Genomic DNA, 26,188 nt, shown 5'->3' with positions numbered 1-26,188 from the left:
TCACAAGGCGCGTCAACGGCGTCGAGCGATTAAGGACGGGAACCGAAATGCGCGCAATCGGAAAAACGGGGATCATCATGGCGGCCGTACTGACGGCGGTATCGACGCAGGCCGCGTCGGCCGCGTCGGCGAAGCGGGAATCGTTCGGCAAACTGCCCGACGGTACCGCGATCGAAGCCGTCACGCTGACCGGCACCAATGGTGTGAGCGCGCGCATCATGACGCTCGGCGCGACGCTCCAGTCGTTGAACGCGCCCGATCGCAACGGCAAGGTGGCGGACATCACGCTCGGCTACGACGACGCCGCGAGCTATGCCAGCGCGCCGAACTTCTGGGGCCAGACGATCGGCCGCTATGCCAACCGCATCGCCGGCGGTCGCTTCTTGCTCGACGGCAAGACGTATCAATTGCCGCTGAACGACAAGACCAACACGCTGCACGGCGGCACCGTCGGGTTCGACAAGCTGGTGTGGAAGATCGTCTCGGTCACCAATGGCGCGCAGGCGAAGGTCGTGATGACGCTGACCAGCTCGGCGGGCGATCAGGGCTATCCCGGCACGTTGATGGCCAAGGTCACCTATGCGCTCGACGACAAGGGCGCGCTGACGATCGATTTCGACGCGACCACCGATGCGCCGACGATCGTCAACATGACCAACCACGCGCTGTTCGATCTGGCCGGCGAAGGCTCGGCGACCGGCATCTACGGCCAGCGGCTGACGATCCCGGCGCGGCGCTACACCCCGGTGAACGCCACGCTAATCCCGACTGGCGAGATGAAGCCGGTCGCCGGGACGGTGTTCGACTTCACCAAGGGCCGCGCGCTGTCCGACGGCCTTCGCGACGGCCGCGATCCGCAGATCGTGATCGGCCATGGCTGGGATCATAACTTCGTGCTCGACAAGGGCGCGACGCCGGAGCCCGGCCTTGCCGCTCGGGTGGAAGATCCGGCGTCTGGCCGCGTGCTCGAAGTGCTGACCACCGAGCCCGGCGTGCAGTTCTATTCGGGCAATTTCCTCGACGGGTCGCTGATCGGCAAGTCGGGCCATGTCTACCGGATGGGCGACGGCCTGGCGCTCGAACCGCAGAAGTTTCCGGACACGCCCAACCAGCCCGCGTTCGGCTCGGCCCGCGTCGACCCCGGCAAGCCCTATCATCATCGCATGATCTACCGCGTCTCCGTCGCGCGTTGATCCGACCGATCCCGATCTTCCAGAAAGCCTCCCGATGACCGACCCGATGACCGATATGCCCCCCGCTTCCAGCAAGCTCCGCAGCCGCGCGTGGTTCGACAACCCCGAGAACATCGACATGACGGCGCTCTATCTGGAGCGCTATCTGAACTTCGGGCTGAGCCTCGAGGAACTGCGCTCGGGCAAGCCGATCATCGGCATCGCGCAGACCGGCAGCGACCTGAGCCCGTGCAACCGCCACCACCTCGTGCTGGCCGAACGCCTGCGCGAAGGCATCCGTGAAGCCGGCGGCATCGCGCTCGAATTCCCGGTCCACCCGATCCAGGAAACCGGCAAGCGGCCGACCGCCGGGCTCGACCGCAACCTTGCCTATCTGGCGCTGGTCGAGGTGCTGTACGGCTATCCGCTCGACGGCGTCGTGCTGACGATCGGCTGCGACAAGACCACGCCGGCCTGCCTGATGGCCGCCGCGACCGTCAACATCCCGGCGATCGCGCTCTCCGTCGGCCCGATGCTTAACGGCTGGCACAAGGGCGAGCGGACCGGCTCGGGCACGATCGTGTGGAAGGCGCGCGAACTGCTCGCGACCGGCGCGATCGACGACGAGGGCTTCATCAAGCTCGTCGCATCGTCGGCGCCGTCGACCGGTTACTGCAACACGATGGGTACCGCGACGACGATGAACAGCCTCGCCGAGGCGCTCGGCATGCAGTTGCCCGGCTCGGCCGCGATCCCCGCGCCTTACCGTGATCGCCAGGAGGTCGCGTACAAGACCGGCAAGCGGATCGTCGACATGGTTGCCGAAGACCTGAAGCCTTCGGACATCTTGACCAAGGAAGCGTTCCACAACGCGATCGTCGTCAATTCGGCGATCGGCGGCTCGACCAACGCACCGATCCACTTGGCCGCGATCGCGCGCCACATCGGCGTCGACCTGCCGATCGACGATTGGCAGACGCACGGCCACAAGGTGCCGCTGATGGTCAACCTCCAGCCCGCGGGTGAGTATCTGGGCGAGGATTATTATCATGCCGGCGGCGTGCCCGCGGTGGTGGCCGAGCTGATGAAACAGGGCCTGATCCACGAGGACGCGATGACCGCCAACGGCAAGTCGATCGGCGACAATTGCCGCACCGCGACGATCGAGGACGAGCGCGTCATCCGCCCGTTCGCGACGCCGCTGCTCGAGAATGCCGGCTTCATCGTGCTGCGCGGCAATCTGTTCGACTCGGCGATCATGAAGACCAGCGTGATCTCGCCGGAATTCCGCGCGCGCTATCTCAGCAACCCGGACGATCTCGAAGCATTCGAGGGCCCCGCGGTCGTGTTCGACGGGCCGGAGGATTATCACCACCGGATCGACGATCCCTCGCTCGGGATCACGACCGACACGTTGTTGTTCATGCGTGGCGCCGGCCCGATCGGCTATCCGGGTGCCGCCGAGGTCGTCAACATGCGCCCGCCGGCGTACCTGATCCGCGAGGGCGTCCATGCCCTCCCCTGCATCGGCGATGGGCGCCAGTCGGGGACGTCGGGCTCGCCCTCGATCCTCAACGCCAGCCCCGAAGCGGCGGCGATGGGTGGCCTCGCGCTGATCCGCACCGGTGACCGGGTTCGCATCGACCTTGCAAAGGGATCGGCCAACGTCCTGATTTCCGACGAGGAACTCGCCGAGCGGCGCCGCACCCTCACCGCAGACGGCGGCTATGCCTTCCCGCGCTCGCAGACGCCGTGGCAGGAAATCCAGCGCGCCACCGTCGGCCAGATGGAAACCGGTGCGATCCTCGAAGGCGCCGAGAAGTATCAGCGGATCGCGCAGACGATGGGTCTGCCGCGCGACAACCACTAAGCACGCGGACAGCATCGCCTCCCTTGTGGAGGCGATGCTGCCTATCGCTTCAGCGTTGGCGACCTGCCGCTGACGTATCGGACGGGGCCACCGGTACGACGCCCTTCGGCGCTGCGCTCAATCGCCGGATGAAGTCGGTTTCAGCCTGCCGATACGGCGTGCCGTCGTTCCGGAACACCTCGTGGAACCAGATCGTCGGCTCGGCCAGCACGTACGGTTTCTGCCAGCTGTCCCAGGGGAGCCGCGTCTGCGTCTTCCCGTCGACGAACCCCCAGTTGATCATGCCGACATTGTAGCGCTTGCCGATCGGCAGCGACCCGTCGAAGGTCGAGCCGTTGCCGCGCGCCATATACTCGGTGCAGATGATCGGGCGATTATAGGCGAGCAGCTGCTTGATCCGCCGCTCGAACGTCTCTGGCCAGCTATAGTCGTGGAACGTCACCACGTCCGATTGCGCGAGCTGGAGCTTTTCCATCGGCGACGTCTTGCCGCCCGGTGCCCAGTCCTCGCCGATCCACACCCCCGAGGTCAGCGGCTGCGACGGATCGGCGTCGCGCGCCCAGTCGAACACCTGCGCCAGCAGCGCGCGGACCAGCGGCTCCTTGCCCTCCTGCCCCTTATATTGGTCCGCGCCATTATCGGGCTCGTTCCAGACGTCCCAGCCGAGGATCCGGTCGTCTTTCGCAAACGCGCCGACCACGCCCTGCACATACGCCTTGTAGCCGGGATAGCGCGTACGATCGCGCAGGCCCGGCAGCCCCGGTCCCTGCACCCAGCCGGAATTATGCACGCCGGGGATCGGTGGATGCTGTGGCCCGCGTTTCGGATCCGGATCCCAGCAACTGTCGAACAGCACGAACAACGGCTTGATCTTGTGCGCCTTGGCCATCGCCAGGAACGCGTCGATCCGCTGCTTGAAGCCTTCCGGATCCTGCTGCCAGAGCTGGTCGTGGAGGAACACGCGCATCGTGTTCATGCCGATGCCCTGTGCAAGGCCGAGTTCGTAGTCGATCCGTTTCGGATCCCAGGTTGCCGCCTGCCACATTTCGAGCTGGTTGATCGCGGTGGCGGGCGCATAATTCGCGCCGACCAACCACGATTGCGCAGCGTACCAGGTTTTCGCCTGCGCCTCCGTCCAGCGCCCGCGGGCATCGGCAGGACTGGCGACGAACACCGCGGTGGCGAGCAAGGCAAGGTATAGCGGCTTTGCAGCAGTTGCGGTCCTCGCGGTCCGAGGCTCTGGTATCGACCACGCGGGCGACCGCGCCAAATTGCCATCGTTCACGGGCGTTCCTCTCCTGTTCAACGGGTTTGTCGCGCGCCGTATCGACGATACGCAGCGGCCTCACCGCGGTGCTTTTTCCGCATCCTGAACAACTCTAGCGGGCCAGGTATCGGATCAACAAGACCCCGCGAGGAATCCATCGCTCTTGTCCTACAAAAAGGATTGATTGCGCGGTTTGATCGTTTTAGCGTGGCGGCAAGTCGTATGGAAAACCAGCGACACTGAGGGGGAGAGAGACATGAACGCGAAAGCACGCCTTTGCGCATCCGTGGCCGCCGTAGCGATCGCCACGACGGCGCCGGCAACCGCACAGACGTCCGATGCCACGCAGGCCAGGGCCGGCGGCCAGGATCTGCCCAAGCCGACAACGGCGTCGGACCAGAATGCCAACCCCGCCGCACCACAGCCGTCGGTCCAGGAAAGCCCGACCGAGGGCGGTGACGAGATCGTCGTGACCGGCCTTCGTCGCAGCCTCCAGTCGGCGCAGGCGATCAAGCGCAATTCCGACGGCATCGTCGATGCGATCGTCGCCGAGGACATCGGCAAGCTGCCGGACACGTTCGCGTCGTCCGCACTCGCGCGGGTGTCGGGCGTGCAGGTGACGCGTGGTGGCGGCGAGTCGGCGGGTGTCACGGTGCGCGGACTGCCCGATCTCAGCACGACCTATAACGGCCGCGAGATCTTCACCGCGGAAGGCCGCTTCGTCCAGATCCAGGATTTCCCCGCCGGCACGGTCGCCGCGCTCGAAGTCTATAAATCGGGTACCGCCAACCTGATCGAGGGCGGCATCGGCGGGCAGGTCAACGTTCGCGGTCGCCGGCCATTCGATTTCAACGGCTTCGAACTGTCGGGGTCGTTGAACGGCGTGAACTGGCAGCAATCGGGCAAGATGTCGTGGAACGGCAACCTGCTCGTCAGCGACCGGTGGGACACCGGGATCGGCGAGATGGGCCTGCTCGTCAACGCCTCCTATGTCGGCATCAATTTCCTCGATGCCACGCGCGAGCAGTCGCTGGTGATCGGCACGACCAATTCCGCGAACACGCCGGATACCGCCGGTGGAGTCCGCTATCCGGACGCACAGTCGCTCTTCCTCGGTTACGGTCGACGCTGGCGGCCATCCGCCAACGCGGCGTTCCAGTGGAAGCCGACGCCCGAACTCGAAATCTATGTCGACGGCCTGTACCAGGGCTATCGCGGACGCGACTCCAACCGGTTCATGTTCGTCCCGATCTTCGGCGGTGCCGACTTCCAGCTGACGAACCTGACCACGCGTCCCGGCAACGCCAACGTGCCGCAAAGCGCGACCGTCACGGGCGCCAATGCGCCCGACGGCTATTATGGGTCGGCCAACGGCACGACCAACACCTATCAGGCGGGTGGCGGCGCGATCTGGAAGCATGACAATCTGCAGATCTCGGGCGACGTGGCCTATACCGACAGCAGCTACACGTTCGACCTGATCAACATCGACTATACGTTCCGCAGTTCGCCGGTGCGCAACGTCGTGTTCGAAGCCCCCGGTACCGATGGCGGCCCGACGCTGAACCTGGGCGACTTCAACCTGACCGACCCGGCCAACTACCTCAGCCGCGGCTTCTTCCAGGAATATACCAAGGTCGGCGGCAAGGACATCCAGTCGCGCGTCGACGTCCAGTACGATGTCGGCGACGGGCTGTTGAAGCGGTTGCAGTTCGGCGTCCGCTACAATGATCGCGACGCCAACCGCGATCGCGGCGCGCCGTACATCTTCAACCTGACCGCGCAACTGCCGATCACCGCGCTGCCGGTCAGTACGGAATCCACGCTAGCCGGGTTCGGCTACAACAACACCTTCCCCATCCGCACCTTCACCGCGATCCCGTCGAGCAGCATCCGCGATAATCTGGTCGCGCTGCGAAGCTTCTACGGGGCGCCGGCAGGACGACCGGAATTCAACCCGTCGGAGAATTTCCGCGCGAACGAAAAGGCGCTGGCCGCCTATGCCCAGGTCAAATACGGCTTCGATATCGGTAGCGTCGTCGTCGACGGCGTCGTCGGCTTGCGGGCGATCCGCACGAAGAACCGCATCAGCGGCTTCCTCCGCGACGAACAGACGCCCGGAAATTTCGTCATAACGCCGATCACCGCGAAGAACGAATACACCGACTACCTGCCCAACGTCAGCGCGCGTGTCGCCGCCACCGATGAGTTGCAGCTTCGGCTAGCCTATACGCAGACGCGGACTCGGCCGAACTTCTTCGATCTCAATCCGGCGCTGACCGTCGGATCACCGCCGACGATCGATCCGAACAATCCGCCGAACCCGAATGACCCCAACAGCAACGTGCGTACTATCACGGCCGGCAACCCGAACCTGTCGCCGCTGACGTCGAACAATTACGACGCGAGCCTCGAATGGTATTTTTCGCGGAGCGGTTCGCTGACCGGCGCAATCTTCCGTCGCGATGCGCAGGGCTTCATCTCGAACACGACCGTCTTCACCACCGACCCCACTTATGGCCGCGTACGTTTCACGCAGCCCGAAAACACCGGCGCGACGCGGTTCCAGGGTGTCGAAGTCGGCTTTACGAGCTTCCTCGATATCGACGGCCTCCCCAATTGGGCAAAGGGCTTCGGCCTCCAGGCCAACGGCACCTATGTTGACTCCAAGGGCGATCTCGCCTCGACGCTCGCGGCCTCGCCCAACGTCGCCGGCCAGCAGCAGCGCTTCAACGGCGTATCGAAATGGACTTATAATCTGGTCGGGCTGTACGAGCGCCCGTTCTTCTCCGCGCGGGTCGCGTATAATTTCCGCTCGGACTTCGTTCAATATTACAGCCAGGAGCCGCTCGACGTCGACGTCAACGGCGCGCAACGGACCGGCGGGGTCATCGAGAAAGCGCGCGGACAGCTCGATCTGTCGGCAACGGTCACGCCGGTTCCGAGCGTTACGCTGGCATTCGATATCGTCAACGTGCTGGGCAACCCGATCCGACGCTATCGTGAGTTCAACGACGCCGGCGACCAGTTCGCACGCCAGATCTTCTACCTCGAACGCACCTATTCGCTCGGCGTACGGTTTCGGTTCTGACCTCACACGGCGATCATGGGAGATCTATACATGCAGCGTGCGGATTTCTGGTGGATTGGCGTGACGCCCCCGGTTCTCGAGGCGGCGTTCGTGCTCGATTATGCGCAGCCAGCGCAATGACGCGGCGTTGGGAACCATGGATCGCAAGCGCGATCGGGGTCGCACTGGCTACGGCGGCGGCAGCCACTGCGCGCAACCCGGTGTTCCAAGGCGCCGACCCGCACGCGATGATGATCGACGGCGAGATGTGGATCTTCCCCACCGGCGGTCCGGGTGGAAGCTGGGCCGCGGACCGGTTCGGTGCGTTCTCGTCGCGTGATCTCCAGACCTGGTCCAGCCGTGGCGAGATCCTGCGGCGCGATCAGATCCGCTGGATCGGCGACGACGGCGCCAAGGCGCATTTCCTGTGGGCGCCGGGCGTCGCGACACGCGACGGCAAATGGTATCTCTATTACTCGGTCGGGCCGCAAAACCCGACCCCGAGCCGGATCGGCGTCGCCGTCGCGGATGCACCGCAGGGCCCCTACCGCGACAGCGGTCGGCCTTTGGTAACCGGCGGCCGGCAGGCGAACGGCCAGTTCGAGGCGATCGATCCGATGGTCTTCGTCGATCCGCGGTCCGGCAAGGCCTATCTCTATGCCGGCGGCAGCGCGGGCGCGAGGCTGCGGGTGTGGGAACTCGGTCGCGACATGGTCAGTCTCGCGCGCGAAGTCCCGGTCGACCAGCCTCCCAACTTCACCGAGGGCGCTTTCATGCACGAGCGGAACGGCGTCTATTACCTGTCGTACAGCCACGGCCACTGGGACCGCCCAGACTACTCGGTCCATTACGCAACGGCCCGCTCGCCGATCGGTCCGTGGCGCTATCGTGGAAAGATTCTTAAAAGCGATGAATCCCATCAGGGACCGGGCCACCACAGCTTCGTCCGAACGGCCGCAGGCGATTGGCTCATCATATATCACCGTTGGGAGCAGCGATCCGGTACCGGATCGTTGAAGGGCGAGCGCCAGGTGGCGATCGACCGTGTTCGCTATGGCACCGACGGCGCGATACGGCCTGTCGCCATGACCGACGGCACCGACGCCCCGACCCTCTTGTCGGTCGGATCGGCGATGCCGGGCATGGTCAAATCGTCACCCATGCCGGAATAGGCCGCGTCTTGAACCCCGCGGCCCCTCTGATCCTTCGGAATAACTAGCTCTAGCCGGCGCGGCACAGCGCCTCAGAACGAGACCATGATCGAGCCGTAACCGTAATTGACGTCCCGAGGGTCGGGTGCGTTCGGTGCGTCGCGAAAGAAGCGCCCCTTGAACAGCCGCGCATAGCCGATGTCCAGCGCGACGACCTTCGGAACGAGGTCATATTCGAGCTGGGCCTGCACCTGCTGCCCCGCACTGCGTCCGGCGCGCCCGGTTTCGTCCCGAACGTCGCTGTTGCTGAACCGGTCGACGGCGCTTGCCAGCCTGAGCAGCCGATAGTCGCTCATCAGCGACAACCGCTGGGTGGGCGATGCCTTCACGCGGAGACCCGGGGAGACGAGGTTCGAGCGATCTGCGGCGCCGAACAGCTCGGTCGGACCGAATTCGAAACGGCGTGCACCGTAAAGCGTATCGAAACGGCTGATCCGCCCCTCGCGGCGGTTGCCGGTATAATAATCGAGAAACGCGGAAAGCTGCGGCTGCCAGCGACCGCCGAACCGATAGCCGATGTCGCCATGCGCGCCATAGGCCTCGACCGGCAGTACCGGCTTGCCGCTGTCGGGGCTTCCATCGCGGGCGCGGCCGAACTGCGCCATGCCCTCGATCTCGAACTCGACGCCGCGGTCAGGTTTGTTGAACACGCGCAGGCCCGGGGTGAACAGACGGCGGTCGCTGCGATCGGCCTGGCTTTCGCCGCGTTCGATCAGGCCATAGGCATAGGTTTCCAGGCTGACGCCGCGGCCCACAGGAACCCGGTTGAACGCGCCGAACAATTGCAGGTCGGTATTCTCCCGGTCCCATTGCGGGCTGTTGCGACGAATGGCGCGTGCGCCGGTCGGCAAGCGTACGGTCGGCATCGTCCAGAAGGCGACGAACTGGCGATCGTCGTCGCCTTCGCGGATCAGCCGGACGCCGGTGAACGACGTGACCGATGTGCGGAACCCCTGGCGCGCGACCAGTCGCTCGGAGCCGATCTGCATCGTCATCCGCCCAGCCTTGATATGGCTGTCGCTACCCGCGCCCAACGCTTCGCCCAAGTCGCCCCGCAGATAATATTGCGAGAATTCGAGCGCGTTGACGATGTCGGTGCCGACCGACGAGTTGCGGCGCTGGAAATACGCACGGGCGTCGTGGAACTCCGCGCCGATCCGAACCGGTCCGGTGTCGTATTCTGCAAAAATCGTGGTCCGCAGCGCCAGCACCTGATCGCGGTTGACGGCATCTTCGCGATACTGGCCGTCGATCGCCTCGAACCGGGCGCGGACGCTTCCCGAAAGATGCAAGGCGTCGGGCGCGCCGATCGCCGCGTGGAGAGGCCCATCGTCCGTGATCTGCCCCTGCGCGCTGCCGGCGCCCAGAATACCGATCAGGCCGATCAGATACCCGGATCGTCCCAACGCCGATCGTCGGCCGTCCACCCTTCGGACTGCCGGGCTCCTCGCCCTCCCCATCCTCGCACCGTCTTCCAAATGGTCGACCTCCCCGCGCGCATCGATTCCCGGCGCATCATTCCGCCCCGCAGGAGTCGAGCAATCGACACCCACAACCCGCAAAGCGCGATAAAGAGCCAGCGATGCGTCATTCCCCTTTTTGAAATCCCGGAAATGGCGCTGACGGTCGTGCGGGGATAAGGCATAACGACAAGGGCTGACCGCGATGCCAAGTCTGGCTAACGGATGTGCATGACGGTGTGATTGTCGGGATGATCGTCGGGCGAACGACGCCGAGGAGCGCGCATTGGAGAACCGGTTGGAACACGATGCCTGGTGGCAGATATACCTGAAGCAGTGGACGGCGCTCCCGTTCCATGACCTGATCGCGGCTGTCGCGATCCTGAGCATGGCGCTGCTGCTGGGAATCGTCGCGGCGCGTCTTGCCTGTCGATATCTCCTGCCCGCCCTCGCGCCACGCCATGCCGACGTGATCGCGCCGCGACTGATGGCGATTTCCCGCGCCGGCGTGACGGCGCTGGTCCTGACGGCGTTTCTCGGCGTCCGTGGTCTGAACCCGAGCGCGGATCTTCTCCTGGCCGGAGGTCTCGGCATCGCCGTCGCCGTGCTGGCCTATGAGTTCGGCCGGGCGCTTGGCCTGCAAAGCCGACCCGCATCGCTGATCGCCGCCACCTTGTTCCTCATTGTGCTGGCAAGCCGGCTGGGCGGCCTGACCCCGTTGATCGCGGGACTGGACCGCGCCAGCATGGGGGTCGGCAGCCGCCGCATCTCGCTGCTCGACATCGTCAACGCGGTCGGCTTGTCGCTCCTGCTGTTCCTCGCCGCGCGCGCGCTGCTCGGGCTGATCCTGCGCTGGATCGGACAGGCCCGGCTGCTCGACGCGGCGCAACGCGTGCTGTTCCAGAAACTCGCCCAGATCGCGGTCGTCACCGTCGCGATCTTCGTCGGCATCGACCTTCTTGGCATCGATCTCACCGCGCTGGCCGTGTTCTCCGGGGCGTTCGGGCTCGCGATCGGTTTCGGGTTGCAGAAGACGCTCGGCAACCTGATCGCGGGGCTCATCCTGCTGCTCGACCGATCGATCAAGCCCGGCGACGTCATCGCGGTCGGCGATACCTTCGGCTGGGTCAACAAGATCGGTGTCCGCGCGGTGTCGGTGCTGACCCGGGACGGCAAGGAGCATCTGATTCCGAACGAACGGCTGATGACCGACGAGGTCGAGAATTGGTCCTTCTCGAGCCGGGACGTGCGGGTCCATGTCGGGTTTCGGGTATCGTTCGATTGCGATCTTCGGCTGGCGCAACGGCTCGCCGTGGAGGCCGCGTCGGTCTCGCCGCGCGTGCTCACCGAACCTGCGCCCGTGTGCTGGATTAAGGAATTCGGCGACAATGGCGTCGAGTTCGATCTGCGAATCTGGATCGACAGCCCCGAGGCGGGGGTCGGGAACGTCACGAGCGACGTGTTCTTTCGCATCTGGGACCTGTTCAAGGAGCACGGCGTCACCATCCCGGTGCCGCAGCGCGATCTGCGCTTTCATGTGCCGCCAGTCCAGGAAATGGCTCCCACGACCAAACCGAACCGGTAATCGCCGGAGGCGCGGCTCAGCCGTCTCGCCCGCCACAGCTCAGCAACGACCCCGCAACACCCGTCCGAGACCGTGCGCTCGTTGGCCAACTCACCCTGTAGGTGACCCGAAACCCGTCATGATCCGACAATCGAGGGCTGCCGGCCGAGCCGTCAAAGACCGCTTCGACGCGGATCGGAGTCATGGCGACGGTGGAACCGCTTTCGAAGAGCTGGAGATCCTGCGTATCCATCCAGGGCTCGTCGCCATCCCATGATATGCGCGTATCGCACGGCAGCGGGTTGGCCGTGCACCATTCCTGCACGATCTCGAACGGCTCCGTCACATTCCGGAATCGTTCGAACCGGATGGCCGAATCCTTCATGTTGAAGTCGCCCCCGAGGATCGTCGGGACATCCTGGTCGCCAACCGCGGCGATGAAGGCGCCCAGTTCGTCGACCTGCAGACGATGCGCGCGGGCATGACGCCTGGGCGACACGCGCGAGGAGCGCTGCGAGTTGAGGTGCGTGTTGAAAAGGTTGATCGCGCCCGGAACGCCCGGGATCGCTACGCGGGCGTACAACACACCCTTATTGCTGAGGCAGTCCAGACCGGCGCACCGCCGACGCCCGAACGGTTCGGAGCGCGTCTCGAGGATCGGATACCGGCTCAGGATGGCCAGGCCCGAGCCGACCATGTGAAGGCCGAGCTCGCCCTTCTTCCACCGATACGGTCCCCCCATGCGATCGGCGCCCGGCAGGCTCTTCCGCTGGGTGCGTGACGGCCCGAAAACCATGTTGGAATAGCCGATACCCGTGACGGCGCGGACCGCGGCCTTGCTGAACATTTCCTGCACCATGACGACATCCGGCGAGTCACCCCGCGCCTCCATCTGCCTGAGCGCGGCGCTTATCTGCTCGAGCGCCGGACCACGCTTCCCGCGTGCGGGCCAACCCAACCCCTCGATATTGAATGTCAGGACATCGAACGTCGTGCTGGCGCGGGTGCCGTCCGTCGATACCGACACCGGCTCCCGCGAAGACGGCAAGCATTTTTGCATCTGAGCCGGCGGCAATGTCGCACAGCCGGTCGAGCCCGCAAGCAGGCCGATTACCGCCAGATGTTTCAACTGAAGACGACGAGGGACGCGGAGCACATCCCGGCCAACGACCGGCACCGGATTTCGCTCCCGTCGAGCGCTATCACCCAAGTCGCAAGCGATCCTCGAGGATCAACCGTTCGTGCGCCAGCGCCGCCTGGCCGATCAAGGTGTTGAACAAGACGCCCCGGTCGGCCCTGATCGGGTCACGACCATCGGGACGTGCGAACGCCACGACCGCCAAAGTGCCGAGCGATGTGCGCAAAGGTTCGAGGCGCCATTCCGCGGAAGCCACCGCGGTCGTGCCCCGCCCCGCCGCTTCGCCCCGTTCCCAGCACCATTCGAGCGCTGCCTGATCGATCGGTCCCCACACCAACGGCTCGATCGTCGCGCCGACCCGCTCCAGCTTGCCGCCGTTTTCGCGAAAGACCGCCACCTCGGCTTTCAACACGGCGGCAAACTCTTCGCAGATCGCGCCGGCGGTTTCCTCCCAGTCCGCCGCGCGGGCGAGGACCTGCGAGAACGTCGCGATCCTGGCATTCTCCTTCGCGCTACGGTCGCTGAGCGCAACCCGGTCCCGGAGCGCTTGGGTGACGAGGCTCGTATAGACTGCAACCGCCAGCAGCGCAGCCAGCGTGACCACCATGACCGGCGCCGCCGGCTCGAGATGAAACCGTGGCTGGAGCAGGAAAAAATCAAAACCGAGCACCGACGCCGCCGTTGCAGTCAGGGCCGGGGCCAATCCGAAGCGTGCGGCGGCGGCAATCACTGGAAACAGGAACAACAGGTTCAACGGTCGTCCGCCGAGTAGCATACTGGCCAGTTCGGCAAGGCCAAGCGTGATCGCCACGAGACCCAGCGCCCAGAGATGCTGCCGCAAGTCGGATTTGGGCTTTGGGGCAGCGTCCGGCACATCGGCGCTCTTCGTCGCCAGGTCCGCAGCGGGAGCGATGTGGAGGGTAAGCGCTGGAAATCGCTTTTGGACCGACGCCATCACCGATCGCCGGCGCCAGCGATCGGGACGCGCCGCAGACGGCGTTCCGATCACCAGGTGGTCAGCCGGCATGGTCGTCAGATGCGCGACCAGGCCGCCGACGACATCATCGTCGGGTTCGTTGCTGACCGTGGCACCATAACGAACCGCAAACGACAATGCGTCTGCCGCCCGTCGTGCAACCGCTGGATCGCGGGCCGACTTGGGCGTCTCGATAAATACGGCATGCCAACTCGCGTCCAGCGCGGTCGCCAGATCGGCTGCGATCTCCACCACCCGCTGTCCGCTCCCCGATCCGCTGACCGCAGCCAGGATACGGGTCTCGGGAATTTTCTCGACTTCGGGGACGGCGGTTCGCGCGTTCGGACCAGTCTCTTCGTAACCGCTCATGCGGCAGCGGACTTCGCGACGATCATCGGCGTCACGTCCGGCTCGCCGATGCCCAGGTCGCGATCGTGTCCTGCGTCGAAGGGTTCTCGATTCCGACATCGTCGAGGCTCACGGCAACGAGACAAATCGGACGTTGCTCCTTGCCGGCGGGCTGACGGCACCGAACCGTCGATCCATCGGGGAAACGCGCCACGCGACCGCGAAGCCGGACCCGCAGTCCCTGATCGATCTTCAGATCGTTCTCGCCGATCCGACGGACGCTTTCATAAGGCTTGCCGCCCCGTCGGGCGTTTTTCGAGCCCTCTTCGGTGAAAATCTGCGCGAGCCCCAGCGTCTGACCGGGGAGCGTCACGGCGTCGATGCCGAGCGGCGCGGCCGTGGGCGAGCCAGCTTCACACGTGCCTCGCGACGACCACGGTCTCGCAATCCAGAAGCCCTCGATAGCCTCTTCGCTTGCGGCCGGGGGCGTGGTGCCGGCACTATCCGATGACGGCTTGCCCAGCCATTCGCCCGGATCGAACACCGCCGGTGCGACGGAAATCCTGAGCGACGAAGATTCGGAATCATACCGCCATCTGAAAGGCTCACGGCTGTTTTCAGCCGCCGGGCCATCGCAACCGAACGGCAGGTCGACATCGAATTGCGCGCCCTCCGCGGCGCCGACTCGCTCGGGCATCTTTGCGCCCGAAGACGTCGCATCCGCAGCGGCGTTGGCGATCTCGATGATATCGGCGCGCGAAAGCACGCGGGCGACAGGCGCCTTGGGCGCGACCACGGGTGCTGAAACCGGCGCCGCCGCTGGCGCTACGACTGGCGGCGGCGGAGACGGCGCGGTGTTGCGCCCGAGCAGGAATCCGCCGCCGCCCAACAAGATGATCGCGGCGGCCGAGCCGGCGACGACAAGGCGACTGGTGCGGGGGGATGGCTCGTGCATCAGCGAACTGTAGCAAAATTCTCGCGATGCTCCATACCGCGTGGCATGAGAGTCCGAATGGGAAGCGCCGTGTTCTGGTTGCCAATGAGGCGTTTATGACACTCGACCAGATCGTTACACTGCTCGTGCTGGGTTGCGTGGTGGCCGCGCTGATCTGGGACAAGATTCGTGCCGACGTCGTCGCGCTTGCAGGGGCAGCCGTCTTGCTGATGACCGGCGTGGTTCGCCCGGTTGATGTCCAGGGCGCCTTCGCCAGCCCAGCGATCATCGCGCTCGCCTCGCTCTTCGTCATTTCCTATGCCCTCGAACTGTCCGGACTGCTCGATCGCGCGATCGAGGCCACCGTCGCAATGTGCCGCCGCCTCGGCGCGACGGGGGTCTGGCTGTTGCTGGGGATCGCGGGGCTATTCTCCAGCGTGTTGAACAGCACCCCGATCGTCGTGCTGACCGCCCCCGTCGTGAAGGACGTCGCCGCCAGCTTGCAGCTATCGGCCAAGCGCTATCTGATGCCGTTGTCGTACATCACGATCCTCGGCGGGTGCTGCACGTTGCTCGGAACGTCGACCAACCTGCTCGTCGACGACATGGCGCGCATTGCCGGGCAAAGCCGCTTCGGCATCTTCGAGATCACGCCCGTAGGCTTGCCCGTCGCCCTGGTCGGCGGTCTCTATCTGCTGCTGTTCAGCGGCAAGTTGATGGGGACGCGGATGCTCGATCCCGATGATGGGCGTCCGGATACGACGATCGACGCTGCTGGCGGACAGGTGGGCGATGCCGAAGTGTTCGCCGAACGCCGTCCGTTTCAGCCGGCCAAGGCCGCCATCGCGCTGGCGACGTTCGTGGGGGCGATCCTGCTGGCCGCGCTCAACGTCGCGCCGATCGCCGCGACGGCGTTCGCGGGCGCGGTGTTGTTGATCCTCTTGCGCGTCATCTCGGCCGATCAGGCTTATGGCGGCCTTCGCCCGCAGATCCTGATCCTGATCGCCGGGATGGTCGTGCTGGGGATCGCGATGGCGCAAAGCGGGTTGGCCAGCGCCGCCACGACGACGCTGATATCGTCGCTCGAAGGGGTCCGTCCGCTGACCGCCCTCATCGTGCTTTACGGCCTGACGATGGTGCTGACCGAACTGCTGTCGAACGCGACCGTCGCGGTCCTGGTGACGCCGGTCGCGGTAGCGCTGGCGGAAAGCCTCGGGGTCAGCCCCCGTCCCTTCCTGGTCGTGGTCATGATCGCCGGCAGCGCCTCGTTCGCGACCCCGTTCGGCTACCAGACCAACGTCATAGTCTATCAGCTCGGACGCTATCGCTACACCGACTTCCTGCGTGTCGGGCTCCCGCTCAACCTGATCACCGCGATCGTCGCGATCACCACTACGCGCATCTTTTTCCCGTTCTGATGCTTCGATCCAACAGCAGCGGAGGATCGACGCCGTAATCACCTCCGCCAGCTGTCGATCGCCCTAACGGACACGCTCCGGCCTCGCGGGCTGCATCGCGGACAACGTGAAGCTGTCGATGTCGAAAGACCCGCGGCTTGCCGCCGGCGCGTAGCAGAACAGCGCGAATTGCTCGCCCTGGAACGTGCCCGTCCGCCACGCGAATGCCAGCGGGAAATCGCCGCCGAGGCCAGTCCAACGCCGCCCGTCCACGCTATATGCGACGCGCGCACGATCGGTCGTAAAGTCCATGTCGGTCCGCAACCACAACGCCTCGGCCGGCGGGAGCGGCGCGGTGGCGCGAACCGCGGTCCGAGGACCGGCGACCGTGTCCTCGGTCACCTCCATCGCCAGCGTCGCCTTGCCCCCCGCCGCGCCCTGCACCGTCGAGTTCCCGCTGAACTGCCCGAACGTGCCGAACCCGCAGCGATCGCCCGGTGCGAGATGGCGGATGTCGAGCTTCACCTCGCCCCGGCTCGCAGGCCCCTGCCCCTTCTGCACCAGCGTATTGCGCGCACTCCAGAACCCGGCTGCAACCGTCGGTTTCAACCGCAACCATCCCGGCCGTTCTGTCAGCGACCAGCGCGAAGGCTCCGGATTGTGGTTCCACTGCCACTGCAACCCGAGCATCGGCTTCCCGAAATCATCCGACCTCGCCGGCTCCGCAAACGGCGATCCCAAGATCGGTTTCACGCTGCGCCGCGGCACGCGACCGGGTGCCCCGCGTGTGCCCCATACCGGCCAGTCGTCCTGCCAGAACACCGGGCTGAGGTTCGTCATCCGCCCGATCGCGCCGCTATCCTCCATCACGAAGCCGAACCACCGACCGTCCGGCAGGTCGACCAGCGCGCCCTGATGCCCGCCGGTCTTGTCGTCGATCTGGTCGCGCGTCTCCCACGGCCCGAACAGGCTGCGCGACCGCGAGACGCTGAGCGCCAACCGCGGCGGCAGCGCGTTGAACATGTAATAATACGCACCACGCCGGATGATCTTCGACCCCTCCGCGCCCTTGATGTAATGCACCTTCTGCGACGCGGTGACATGCGCGAGCGCCTTGTCGAGCGTCAGCAGCGTGATCGTCCCGTCCGCGGTACTCGCGGTCGCCAGATACGCGCGCCCGTCCGGCTCGATGAACAGCCCCGGATCGAACGCCTCGCGCTCCAGTTCGTGAAAGCGCCACGGCCCGCGCACGTCCTTCGCGTACCAGATCCGCGTCTTCTGCCCGACCGGCGTGTTGGCCAGATAATAGGTGCCCGCGTGATAGCGTAAGGAGGAGGCGTAGAGCCCGTGCCGGTACGCGTTGCCGCCCTTCAGATCATATTCGGGCTTGCCCTCCAGCCGATCGACGAGGTGCGAGGCGAGCGTCCAGTTCACCAGATCGCGGCTATGCAGGATCGTGATCCCAGGCGTGTTCGCGAACGTCGTGGTCGCGAAGTAATAGTCGCTGCCGACGCGGATGATGTCGGGGTCAGGATAATCCGCGAACAGCACCGGATTGCGGAACGTCCCATCGCCCTGATCCGATCGCCACACCTGCGCCGATGCTACCGTCGCCATCAGCCCCAGTGCGATTGCCAACCCGACCCTCACTCGCCGAACGCCAGCGTGCGCGAAAAGAACGGCATCATCTTGTCCTGCACGCGCCCCGCGACGCCGCTGGTGTGATCGCCCGGATACACCTCGAAGCTGTTCGCGATCCCGTAGCGATCCAGCGCTTCGTGAAGCTTGCCGGCATCGTCCTTCAGCCCATCGCGGTCGCCGACGTCGATCCCGATCGCCGCGTAACGCCGCATATTGCCGACATATTGGTCGAGCATCGCCAGCGGCGCATTGGCAGCCCAGCGCGCCAGCACGTCGGGCTGCGGCACGCCGTCCTTGACCGGCAGATCGAGATACAGCGGCGGTGCCTTGGGATTCGGCGACCACGCCGCCGCGGTCGCGAGTTGCGCGCGCTGCCCCCATGACAAGGTCGCGCTGTCCGCCGGCGAGCGCAGCCCGCGGATCGCCGTCTCGGTCGCCGCATCGGGCGTGCCGAGCGCGCGTGTCGAGAGGCAGCACGGGCTCATCATGTAGAGCGCGCCGAACACGTCCGCGTGCTTCATGCCGATCCGCGCGGTACCGTAACCGCCCATCGAATGGCCCGCGAGGCCGCGACTGCGACGGTCCGCGATCGTCCGGTAATGGCCGTCGATATAGCCGACCAGATCATGCGCGACGAACGTCTCGAAGTCCCCGACCGTCACCGAACTCGAATAGAACGACCCGTTATGCGCGGTCTTGCTGTCGGGCAGCACGACGATCATCTCGCGAGCACCCTTGGCGAACGCGCCCTCGATCGTCTGCGGTACATGGATCTCGCCGATCCACTGTTCGACGCCGATCGAATAGCCGTGGAGGGCATAGACCACCGGATAGCGCTGCTTCGGGTTGGAGCGATAGCTCGGCGGCAGGACCACCAGCACGGCCCGGTCCGGACTTTCACCTTCCAGATTGCCTTCGATCGCGGGCGAGTGGACGGTAATCCGCTCGATCGTCACCGGGCGCGCACCGGCGACGGGCGGCGGTGCCGGCGTCTTGACCTGCGCCGATGCGGGATCGATCGACAGCATCGCCAACGCGGTACCGATTGCGACGAAAACTCTGTTCACGGACATCCCCTTTGTTTGTTCATGCGCGCGTCAGATCGCTACCGCGCAGCCTGACCGCCTTGCCCGGCGTCAGCACGACCTCGACCCGCCTCGTGCCCAGGCGAATCACGCGGCGTCCCGATAGCTCGCCACGAAATACCGCCTCGACCAGCTCGCCGCCCTGCCACTTCACGTCGACCGTGCACCGGCCGCGGGCGCGCAATCCGGTCACCGAACCAGTCGGCCATGCACGCGGCAGAGCCGGCAGCAGGAGTATCTCGTCGCCGCGGCTCTGCATCAGCATCTCGGCGATCGCGCGCGTGCCGCCGAAATTACCGTCGATCTGGAAGGGCGGATGCGCGTCGAACAAATTGGGATAGGTCCGCTCGGGCCCCAGCAGGAAGGCGAGGATACGGTGCGCGTGGTCGCCGTCGCGCAGCCGCGCCCACAGGTTCGCACGCCACGCCGTCGCCCAGCCGGTCGACTCGTCACCGCGCAGTTCGAGCGAACGCCGCGCCGCCTGAGCCATTGCGGGCGTCCGGTCGAGATCGATCTGGTCGCTCGGGAACAGCCCGTAGAGATGCGATACGTGGCGGTGGTGCGGCTCTGGCGCGGCCCCGTCCCAGTCGCGCTGCCACTCCTGAAGCTGCCCCTGCGCACCGACATGATCGGGTGCGAGGCGCGCCCGTACCGCCGCTACCTGGGCTGCAAACGGGGCATCGATCGCCAGCAAAGCCGCCGCCCGCCCCACCTGATCGAACAGATCGCGGAGGATCTGCATGTCCATCGCCGGCCCCGCGCAGATCGACGCCCCCGCCGGATGGATGTTCTCGGGCGACAGCGATGGGTTGGTCACCAGCGCACCGGTCGCAGGATCGGTCTGGAGCGTATCGAGGAAGAACAACGCCGCCCCGCGCATCAGCGGATAGACCGAGCGCAGATAGGCGAGATCGCGCCCGTAATCGTAGCGATCCCACAGATGCGTGCACAGCCACGCGCCGCCGGTCGGCCACAATCCCCACTCGGCCCCGTCGATCGGCGCGGTCGCACGCCACAGGTCGGTATTATGATGACACACCCAGCCCCGCGCGCCGTACATTTTCTGCGCGGTGCGTTCGCCGGTGATCGCCAGTTCGCGCACCATCCGGACCAGCGGCTCGGTACATTCGGCGAGCGCGGTGACCTCCGCCGGCCAGTAGTTCATCTCGGTATTGATATTGACCGTGTATTTGGACTCCCAGGGCGGCTTGATCTGGTCGTTCCAGATGCCCTGGAGATTGGCGGGCTGGCTGCCGGGCCGCGACGACGCGATCAGCAGATAGCGGCCATAGTCGAAATACAGCGCGGCGAGCGCCGGGTCGGCGGTGGCATCGTTCGCGCGGATACGCTCGTCGGTCGGGCGGTCAGCGATAGCCGTCCGCCCGAGATCCAGCGTTACGCGACGGAACAGCGTTCGATGCGCCGCGATCATCTCGGTGCGGATACGGTCGATCCCGCGAGCTTGCGCCCGATCAAGCGTGGCGAGCGTCGCAGTTTCGGGATCGCCGCTCACGTCATCGAAACGACGATAGCTCGTCGCCATCGCGATCGACACGGTAACCGATCGCGCACCGCGGACGTGCAGACGGTCGCGATCGGCGACGATCGTCCCGCCGGCGGTCGACACCCGCGCGCGGGCCGCGAACCTCAATCGCCCCGCGATACCTGCGCGCTCGCCGTTACGCCCGGTCAGCGTCAACACCGCCCCGCTCGCCGAGACGACCGCGCCGGGATGCGGCGACGTCAGGCCGATGCGGACATCGAAGGGGCGATCCGCGGTGACCTGTACGACGATCACCTGATCGCCCGGTGCGGCGAACACCTCACGGTGGAACCGCGTGCCGCCTGCGATGAAGCTGGTCGTGGCGATCGCCGTGTCGAGATCGAGGTCGCGCCGATACGCCGCGATCGCGCCGATCCCCGGCATGTCGAGCAGCAGGTCGCCGACCGGCTGATACGCCATCTGCGTTCTTGGCACGCCCATCAGCTTGGCGTTCGCCAGAGCCTGCGCCTCGGCGAACTTGCCGGCATCGATCAACCGTCGCACTTCCGGAAGCGTATCCCGCGCCGCCGGGTTGACCGGATCATAGGGCCCGCCCGTCCACAGCGTGTCTTCGTTGAGCTGCAACCGCTCGCGCGTGGTGCCGCCGAACACCATCGCCCCGAGCCGCCCATTGCCCACCGGTAACGCCTCGGTCCAGGCGACGGCCGGTTGGCGATACCACAGCCGCGCGTCCTTCCCCGCCGCCGCCTTCCCTGCTGTCGCCCATGCAGGCGCAGGCAAGACAAGGGCAGCGACGCTCGCCGCGGCACCCTCGATCAGATCGCGCCGCGACGGATCGCTAGGCACAGGTCAGCCCAGACCGAGCATGAAGACGCACGTCGCAGGACGCGCTCCAGGCGGCGGTATGGGGCCGCATGATCGCCGCGTATTCCCGGCATCGCCGTCGGGATGTGCCGATAGGCGCGCGATCGTTTGCGGGCATCATCAACCTCGCTCCGGTGGCGATCGATGCAAGCAGCGTATCACGAAGATCGCCGATCACCCGGTCATCCTCTTCTCCCAGGGACTGCGGATAGGCGGTATTCGGCCTTGCCGACAATCGGCTCCGCCGGCCGCTCTTGCGTCCTTGTCGGAGTGATAATGTGATACCGCTATCAAGTCGAGTAATTCTCCATGCCCGCCTTTTATCGAAGCATTCGATACAGTGACTGGCGCGGCTCGCTGTTAGCGCTATAGTTGGCCAAAATGTGACTCGGATTGACCGTTGCACAACGACTTGGGGAGGATCTGCCAGTGACGGTAAGACCGGCATTCTGCGTATTAGCGACCTTGCTCGCCACCGTGGCACCCGTAATCGCTCAGACAAAGCCGTCGAGCAAAGCACCGGCGCTGACGCTGAATGCGGCCGGCTATTACGAAGCGCCCGCCGCCAACGTGCTCGTCTTTTCCAACTGGTATGACGGGCTGTTCGCCGATTCGAAGATCAGCGGCGTCGAGATCATCCAGCAGGGCGAGCGCATCGCGACCAATGGCGATGTCCGCCTGTCCGCAACCCCCGGCCAGTGGGACGCGATCGGTCGTCTGGTAGACCGCAAGGTCGACGCGGCAACTGGCGCCATCACGGTGACGCTCGAATATCCCGACTATAAATGGCAGTACCGGGTGCGATCGGAAAAGCGCGGCGGGGCGGTCACCGTCTCGGTGATCCTCGACCAGCCGGTACCAGCCGCGCTTGCCGGCAAGGCCGGGTTCAACCTGGAATTCCTCCCCACCGCCTATTTCCATCACAGCTATATGGCAGACGACGCGACCGGCACCTTCCCGATCTATCCCGCCGACGCGATGGTCGCGACGCCGGACCGCAACGCCGCAAGCGGTCGTGCCGAAGGGCCCGGCGCCGAGCCGACCGCGATCGCCAAGGGCACCCGCTTCGTGCTTGCACCGGAGGATCCGGCCCGGCGTGTGACGATCCGCTCCACCGCCGAAGTGCAGCTGTTCGACGGTCGCAATCAAGCGCAGAACGGCTGGTTCGTGCTCCGATCGCTGCTGCCTGCTGGACGCACCGGCACGGTCCTCGAATGGACGATCCAGCCGAACAGCGTACCCGGTTGGCTGCGTCCTCCGGTGATCGCGCATTCGCAGCTCGGCTACACGCCGGATGCGCGGAAAGTCGCGACGATCGAACTCGACCGCAACGATCGTCGAACGCTGCCCGCGCGCCTGCTCCGCGTCGGTTCGGACGGCAGCATGACGCCGATCCGCACCGCGCCGGCCAAGCGCTGGGGCGAGTATCTGCGCTATACCTATTTGCAGCTCGATTTCAGCGCGGTCCGGCAGCCCGGCACCTATGTGCTCGAATATGGAGCGACCCGCACCGCGCCGTTCCGGATCGCCGCCGATGCCTATGCGGGCGCGTGGCATCCGACGCTCGACGTCTATTTTCCGGTCGCGATGGACCATATGTTCGTCAACGAAGGCTACCGGGTCTGGCACGGCGACGCACACCGCGACGATGCGCGCCAGGCACCGGTGAACCACGAGCATATCGATCTCTACGCGCAGGGGCCGACCACCGACACGAAGTTCAAGCCAGGCGAACACATACCGGGCCTCGCGGTCGGCGGATGGTTCGACGCGGGCGACTACGACATCCGCACACAGTCGCAATATCAGGTGATCCGCTCGCTGGCCGACAGCTGGGAACGCTGGCGCCCGACGCGCGACACCACCGCGATCGACTGGACGCGGCGCAAGACCGAGATGCACGTCCCCGACGGCACGCCCGATCTCGTCCAGCAGATCCGCCACGGCGCGCTGCAACTGATCGCCCAGTTCGACGCGGTCGGCCATGCGATCCACGGCATCGTCGAACCCGACGTCGCGCAATACACCCATCTCGGCGACGCATCCACGAAGACCGACGGGCTGGTCTACGATCCGACGCTGAAGCTCGGCGAGGAAAAGGGCGGACGCAGCGGTACGCCCGACGATCGCTGGGCCTTCACGACCAAGGCATCCGCGCTCAACTACGGCTCGATCGCGGGGCTAGCCGCGGCCTCGCGCGCGCTAGCCAACGTCGACCCTGCCCTGTCGAAAAACGCGCTCGATATCGCGACGCGGACCTGGGCCGAGGAACAGTCGCACGCGCCCGATCTGTACCAGCACGGCAACACGACCGGTGGGCCGCTGGAGGCCGAGCAATTCTCCGCCGCCGTCGAACTGCTGCGGTCCACCCGCGACCCGCGCTATGCCGCCGCCGTCCAGTCGCTATGGCCCGCAATGGAGAAGCGCTTCGCCTTCACGCTGCGGGATGCGGTCGCCGCGATCCCGTTCATGCCGCCAACCTACCGCGAAGGCATGGTCCCGGCGGTCCGCGCCTATGCAGCTACAACGGCTGCTGCGGCGAAGGCCAACCCGTTCGGTGTGCCTATCACCACCGGCGGCTGGGCGGGCAGCGGCACCGTGCTGGGAACCGCGCTCAACGTTTATGCGCTGCACACCGCGTTTCCGGAGATCATGCCCGCCGACGCTGTGTTCCGCGGTCTGGAATTCCTGGTCGGGCATCACCCCGCATCCGACATATCGTTCGTATCGGGCGTCGGCACCGTGTCGAAGGAAGTCGCGTACGGCAACAACCGCGCGGACTTCTCGTTCATCGCCGGCGGCGTCGTGCCGGGCGTGCTGATCGTCAAGCCGGACCTGCCCGAGAACCACGAGGATTGGCCGTTCTTCTGGGGCGAGAACGAATACGTCATTCCCGAGGGCGCGATGTGGATCGAACTCGCGCTCGCCGCGCAGGATCTCGCCAATCGCTCCGCCAGCGCAAAGCCGACCGCAACCGTGCGCGGGGGCGCCGTTCGATGAGGACCATCATGAAACTTCAAACGCTTGCCCTGTTGCTCTCGGGCGCTGCCCTCGCATCGCCCGCCATGGCCAGCGATGCGCCGCGGTTCAGCCGCTTCAGCTATGACGGCCACGCCCAGGAAAAGGTGACGGTCGGGCCGAACCAGTACCGCAACCCGATCCTGTCCGGCTATTACCCCGATCCTTCGGTGACGCGGGTCGGCGACGACTATTACCTCGTCCTGTCGTCGTTCGCGCATTATCCGGGCCTGCCGATCTTCCGGTCGAAGGACCTGGTGAACTGGACGCAGATCGGCAATGCGATCGACCGGCCCGAACAGCTCGACTTCACCGGCATGCGAACGTCGCAGGCGGTGTTCGCGCCCGACATCTCGTATCACGACGGGGTGTTCTACATCGTCAACACATGCGTCGAGTGCAAAGGCAATTTCGTGATCACCGCGAAGGACCCGGCGGGGCCGTGGTCCAACCCGATCTGGCTACCCTTCGAAGGCATCGACCCGTCGATCTACTGGGAGGGCGACAAGGCCTATATCGTCAACAACCGCGCGCCCGCCGAGCCGCCGCGCTATGACGGCCACCGCGCGATCTGGATCCAGGAATATGACTGGCGCGCAGGCAAGATGGTCGGCGACAGCACGCAGCTGATCAACGGCGGCGTCGACATCTCCAAGAAGCCGGTCTGGATCGAGGGCCCGCACATTTTCCGCAAGGACGGCTATTATTACCTGACCGCGGCCGAGGGCGGCACGAGCGTCAACCATTCGCAGGTCGTGCTGCGATCCAAGTCTCTACGCGGGCCGTTCGTGCCGTACGCCGACAATCCGATCCTGACCCAGCGCGATCTCGACCCTGCCCGCCCCAATCCGATCACCTCGGCGGGCCACGCCACGCTGGTGCAGACGCAGCATGGCGACTGGTATGCGACCTTCCTGGGCGTCCGTCCGTACGAGGGCGACTATTACAATATCGGCCGCGAGACGTTCCTCCTGCCGGTCACGTGGAAAGACGGATGGCCGATCATCCTGCCCAAGAGACAACCGATACCGTTCGTCGGGACGAAGCCGCGGCTGCCCGCGGGCACACCCGGCCCGCTGCCGACCAGCGGCGACTTCGGCTATGTCGACAACTTCGACGGCAGCACGCTGGCGATGCAGTGGGTCGGCGTACGAACGCCGAAGACGCCGTTCTACCGGCTCGACGGCGGCGATCTCGTGCTGGACCGCGGCGGACGGATTGGCGATCTGTCGCGTGTACCGTCATTCGTCGGACGCCGGCAGCACCATCATGTGGCGACAATGTCGACCACCGTCCGTTTCGCACCCGACACCGACGGCGATCGCGCGGGTCTGGTGGCTATGCAAAGCGATGCGAACTATCTCTTCTTCGGCATAACCCGGATCGCCGGAAAGCCCGTCGTCGCGCTCTACACCGCCGACAAGGGCAAGGAGCTGCTCGTGGCGTCCGCCCCTATTTCCGGTTCGGGCCCGATATCGCTAACGATCCGTGCGGACGGCGGTACGCTGGCGTTCGACTATACAAGTGCCGAGAGCAAACGCACGTCGATGCGCAACGTCGACGCAAAGTTCCTCAGCACCAAGACTGCGGGCGGCTTCGTCGGGACGCTAGTCGGCCCTTACGCCTGGTATCGGTAAACGATCTGGGCGATGCAGGGACCGATACGCCG

Annotated in this window: 16 protein-coding genes; 8 read left to right on the top strand and 8 right to left on the bottom strand. The window is 65.6% G+C overall.

Annotated elements, in window-relative coordinates; all coding sequences use genetic code 11:
- Positions 1 to 47 precede the first annotated feature (47 nt).
- On the top strand, positions 48 to 1,193 hold the full coding sequence (locus U1737_RS08895) for an aldose epimerase family protein (protein ID WP_332796488.1): 1,146 nt from the start codon (positions 48 to 50) through the stop codon (positions 1,191 to 1,193).
- Positions 1,194 to 1,239: 46 nt separating this feature from the next.
- The gene (locus U1737_RS08890) at positions 1,240 to 3,042 is read left to right on the top strand and encodes an IlvD/Edd family dehydratase (protein WP_332796487.1); all 1,803 of its coding nucleotides are present in this window, start codon (positions 1,240 to 1,242) and stop codon (positions 3,040 to 3,042) included.
- 49 nt (positions 3,043 to 3,091) lie between these two features.
- On the opposite strand, the gene U1737_RS08885 is transcribed toward U1737_RS08890, so the two are convergent.
- The gene (locus U1737_RS08885; RefSeq protein WP_332796676.1) at positions 3,092 to 4,231 is read right to left on the bottom strand and encodes a cellulase family glycosylhydrolase; all 1,140 of its coding nucleotides are present in this window, start codon (positions 4,229 to 4,231) and stop codon (positions 3,092 to 3,094) included.
- Positions 4,232 to 4,565: 334 nt separating this feature from the next.
- Between U1737_RS08885 and U1737_RS08880 the strand changes: the two genes are divergently transcribed.
- A complete protein-coding gene (locus tag U1737_RS08880) occupies positions 4,566 to 7,400 on the top strand; it encodes a TonB-dependent receptor (protein WP_332796486.1) in 2,835 nt (944 codons plus the stop codon).
- Positions 7,401 to 7,516: 116 nt separating this feature from the next.
- Complete coding sequence (locus U1737_RS08875; protein ID WP_332796485.1) at positions 7,517 to 8,551, top strand: family 43 glycosylhydrolase; 1,035 nt, start codon at positions 7,517 to 7,519, stop codon at positions 8,549 to 8,551.
- A 71-nt stretch (positions 8,552 to 8,622) separates the two neighbouring features.
- Here U1737_RS08875 and U1737_RS08870 read toward each other — a convergent pair whose 3' ends face one another.
- On the bottom strand, positions 8,623 to 9,996 hold the full coding sequence (locus U1737_RS08870) for an alginate export family protein (RefSeq protein ID WP_332796484.1): 1,374 nt from the start codon (positions 9,994 to 9,996) through the stop codon (positions 8,623 to 8,625).
- Between the two features lie 340 nt (positions 9,997 to 10,336).
- On the opposite strand from U1737_RS08870, the gene U1737_RS08865 reads away from it, so the two are divergent.
- Positions 10,337 to 11,635, top strand: a complete 1,299-nt coding sequence (locus U1737_RS08865; RefSeq protein ID WP_332796483.1) for a mechanosensitive ion channel family protein — start codon at positions 10,337 to 10,339, stop codon at positions 11,633 to 11,635.
- Positions 11,636 to 11,651: 16 nt separating this feature from the next.
- Here U1737_RS08865 and U1737_RS08860 read toward each other — a convergent pair whose 3' ends face one another.
- The 3 genes from U1737_RS08860 to U1737_RS08850 form a co-directional block, all read right to left on the bottom strand.
- Positions 11,652 to 12,641, bottom strand: coding sequence for an endonuclease/exonuclease/phosphatase family protein (locus U1737_RS08860; RefSeq protein WP_332796482.1), 990 nt, complete (start codon positions 12,639 to 12,641; stop codon positions 11,652 to 11,654).
- A 175-nt stretch (positions 12,642 to 12,816) separates the two neighbouring features.
- Positions 12,817 to 14,097 (bottom strand): DUF4118 domain-containing protein, encoded by a 1,281-nt coding sequence (locus tag U1737_RS08855; protein ID WP_332796481.1) that lies wholly within the window; start codon positions 14,095 to 14,097, stop codon positions 12,817 to 12,819.
- A 31-nt stretch (positions 14,098 to 14,128) separates the two neighbouring features.
- Positions 14,129 to 15,031, bottom strand: coding sequence for a hypothetical protein (locus U1737_RS08850; RefSeq protein WP_332796480.1), 903 nt, complete (start codon positions 15,029 to 15,031; stop codon positions 14,129 to 14,131).
- Between the two features lie 95 nt (positions 15,032 to 15,126).
- Here U1737_RS08850 and U1737_RS08845 point away from each other — a divergent pair, with 95 nt between their 5' ends.
- Positions 15,127 to 16,428 carry an SLC13 family permease gene (locus tag U1737_RS08845; protein WP_332796479.1) on the top strand — a complete coding sequence of 434 codons (1,302 nt, stop codon included), beginning with the start codon at positions 15,127 to 15,129 and terminating at the stop codon, positions 16,426 to 16,428.
- Between the two features lie 63 nt (positions 16,429 to 16,491).
- On the opposite strand, the gene U1737_RS08840 is transcribed toward U1737_RS08845, so the two are convergent.
- Genes U1737_RS08840 through U1737_RS08830 form a run of 3 tightly spaced genes read right to left on the bottom strand, consistent with a single transcriptional unit; the run spans position 16,492 to position 21,483 of the window.
- A complete protein-coding gene (locus tag U1737_RS08840; protein ID WP_332796478.1) occupies positions 16,492 to 18,045 on the bottom strand; it encodes a glycoside hydrolase family 43 protein in 1,554 nt (517 codons plus the stop codon).
- An 8-nt stretch (positions 18,046 to 18,053) separates the two neighbouring features.
- A complete protein-coding gene (locus U1737_RS08835) occupies positions 18,054 to 19,076 on the bottom strand; it encodes an alpha/beta hydrolase (RefSeq protein WP_248521430.1) in 1,023 nt (340 codons plus the stop codon).
- Between the two features lie 58 nt (positions 19,077 to 19,134).
- Positions 19,135 to 21,483, bottom strand: coding sequence for a glycoside hydrolase family 95 protein (locus U1737_RS08830; protein ID WP_332796476.1), 2,349 nt, complete (start codon positions 21,481 to 21,483; stop codon positions 19,135 to 19,137).
- A 447-nt stretch (positions 21,484 to 21,930) separates the two neighbouring features.
- Between U1737_RS08830 and U1737_RS08825 the strand changes: the two genes are divergently transcribed.
- Positions 21,931 to 24,501: a glycoside hydrolase family 9 protein gene (locus tag U1737_RS08825; RefSeq protein WP_332796475.1), complete on the top strand. Its 2,571-nt coding sequence runs from the start codon at positions 21,931 to 21,933 to the stop codon at positions 24,499 to 24,501.
- An 8-nt stretch (positions 24,502 to 24,509) separates the two neighbouring features.
- Positions 24,510 to 26,156, top strand: coding sequence for a glycoside hydrolase family 43 protein (locus U1737_RS08820; RefSeq protein WP_332796474.1), 1,647 nt, complete (start codon positions 24,510 to 24,512; stop codon positions 26,154 to 26,156).
- Positions 26,157 to 26,188 lie beyond the last annotated feature (32 nt).

The organism is Sphingomonas fucosidasi (assembly GCF_036663855.1).
Lineage (GTDB): Bacteria > Pseudomonadota > Alphaproteobacteria > Sphingomonadales > Sphingomonadaceae > Sphingomonas > Sphingomonas faeni_B.
This window is presented reverse-complemented; position numbering and strand designations above follow the sequence as displayed.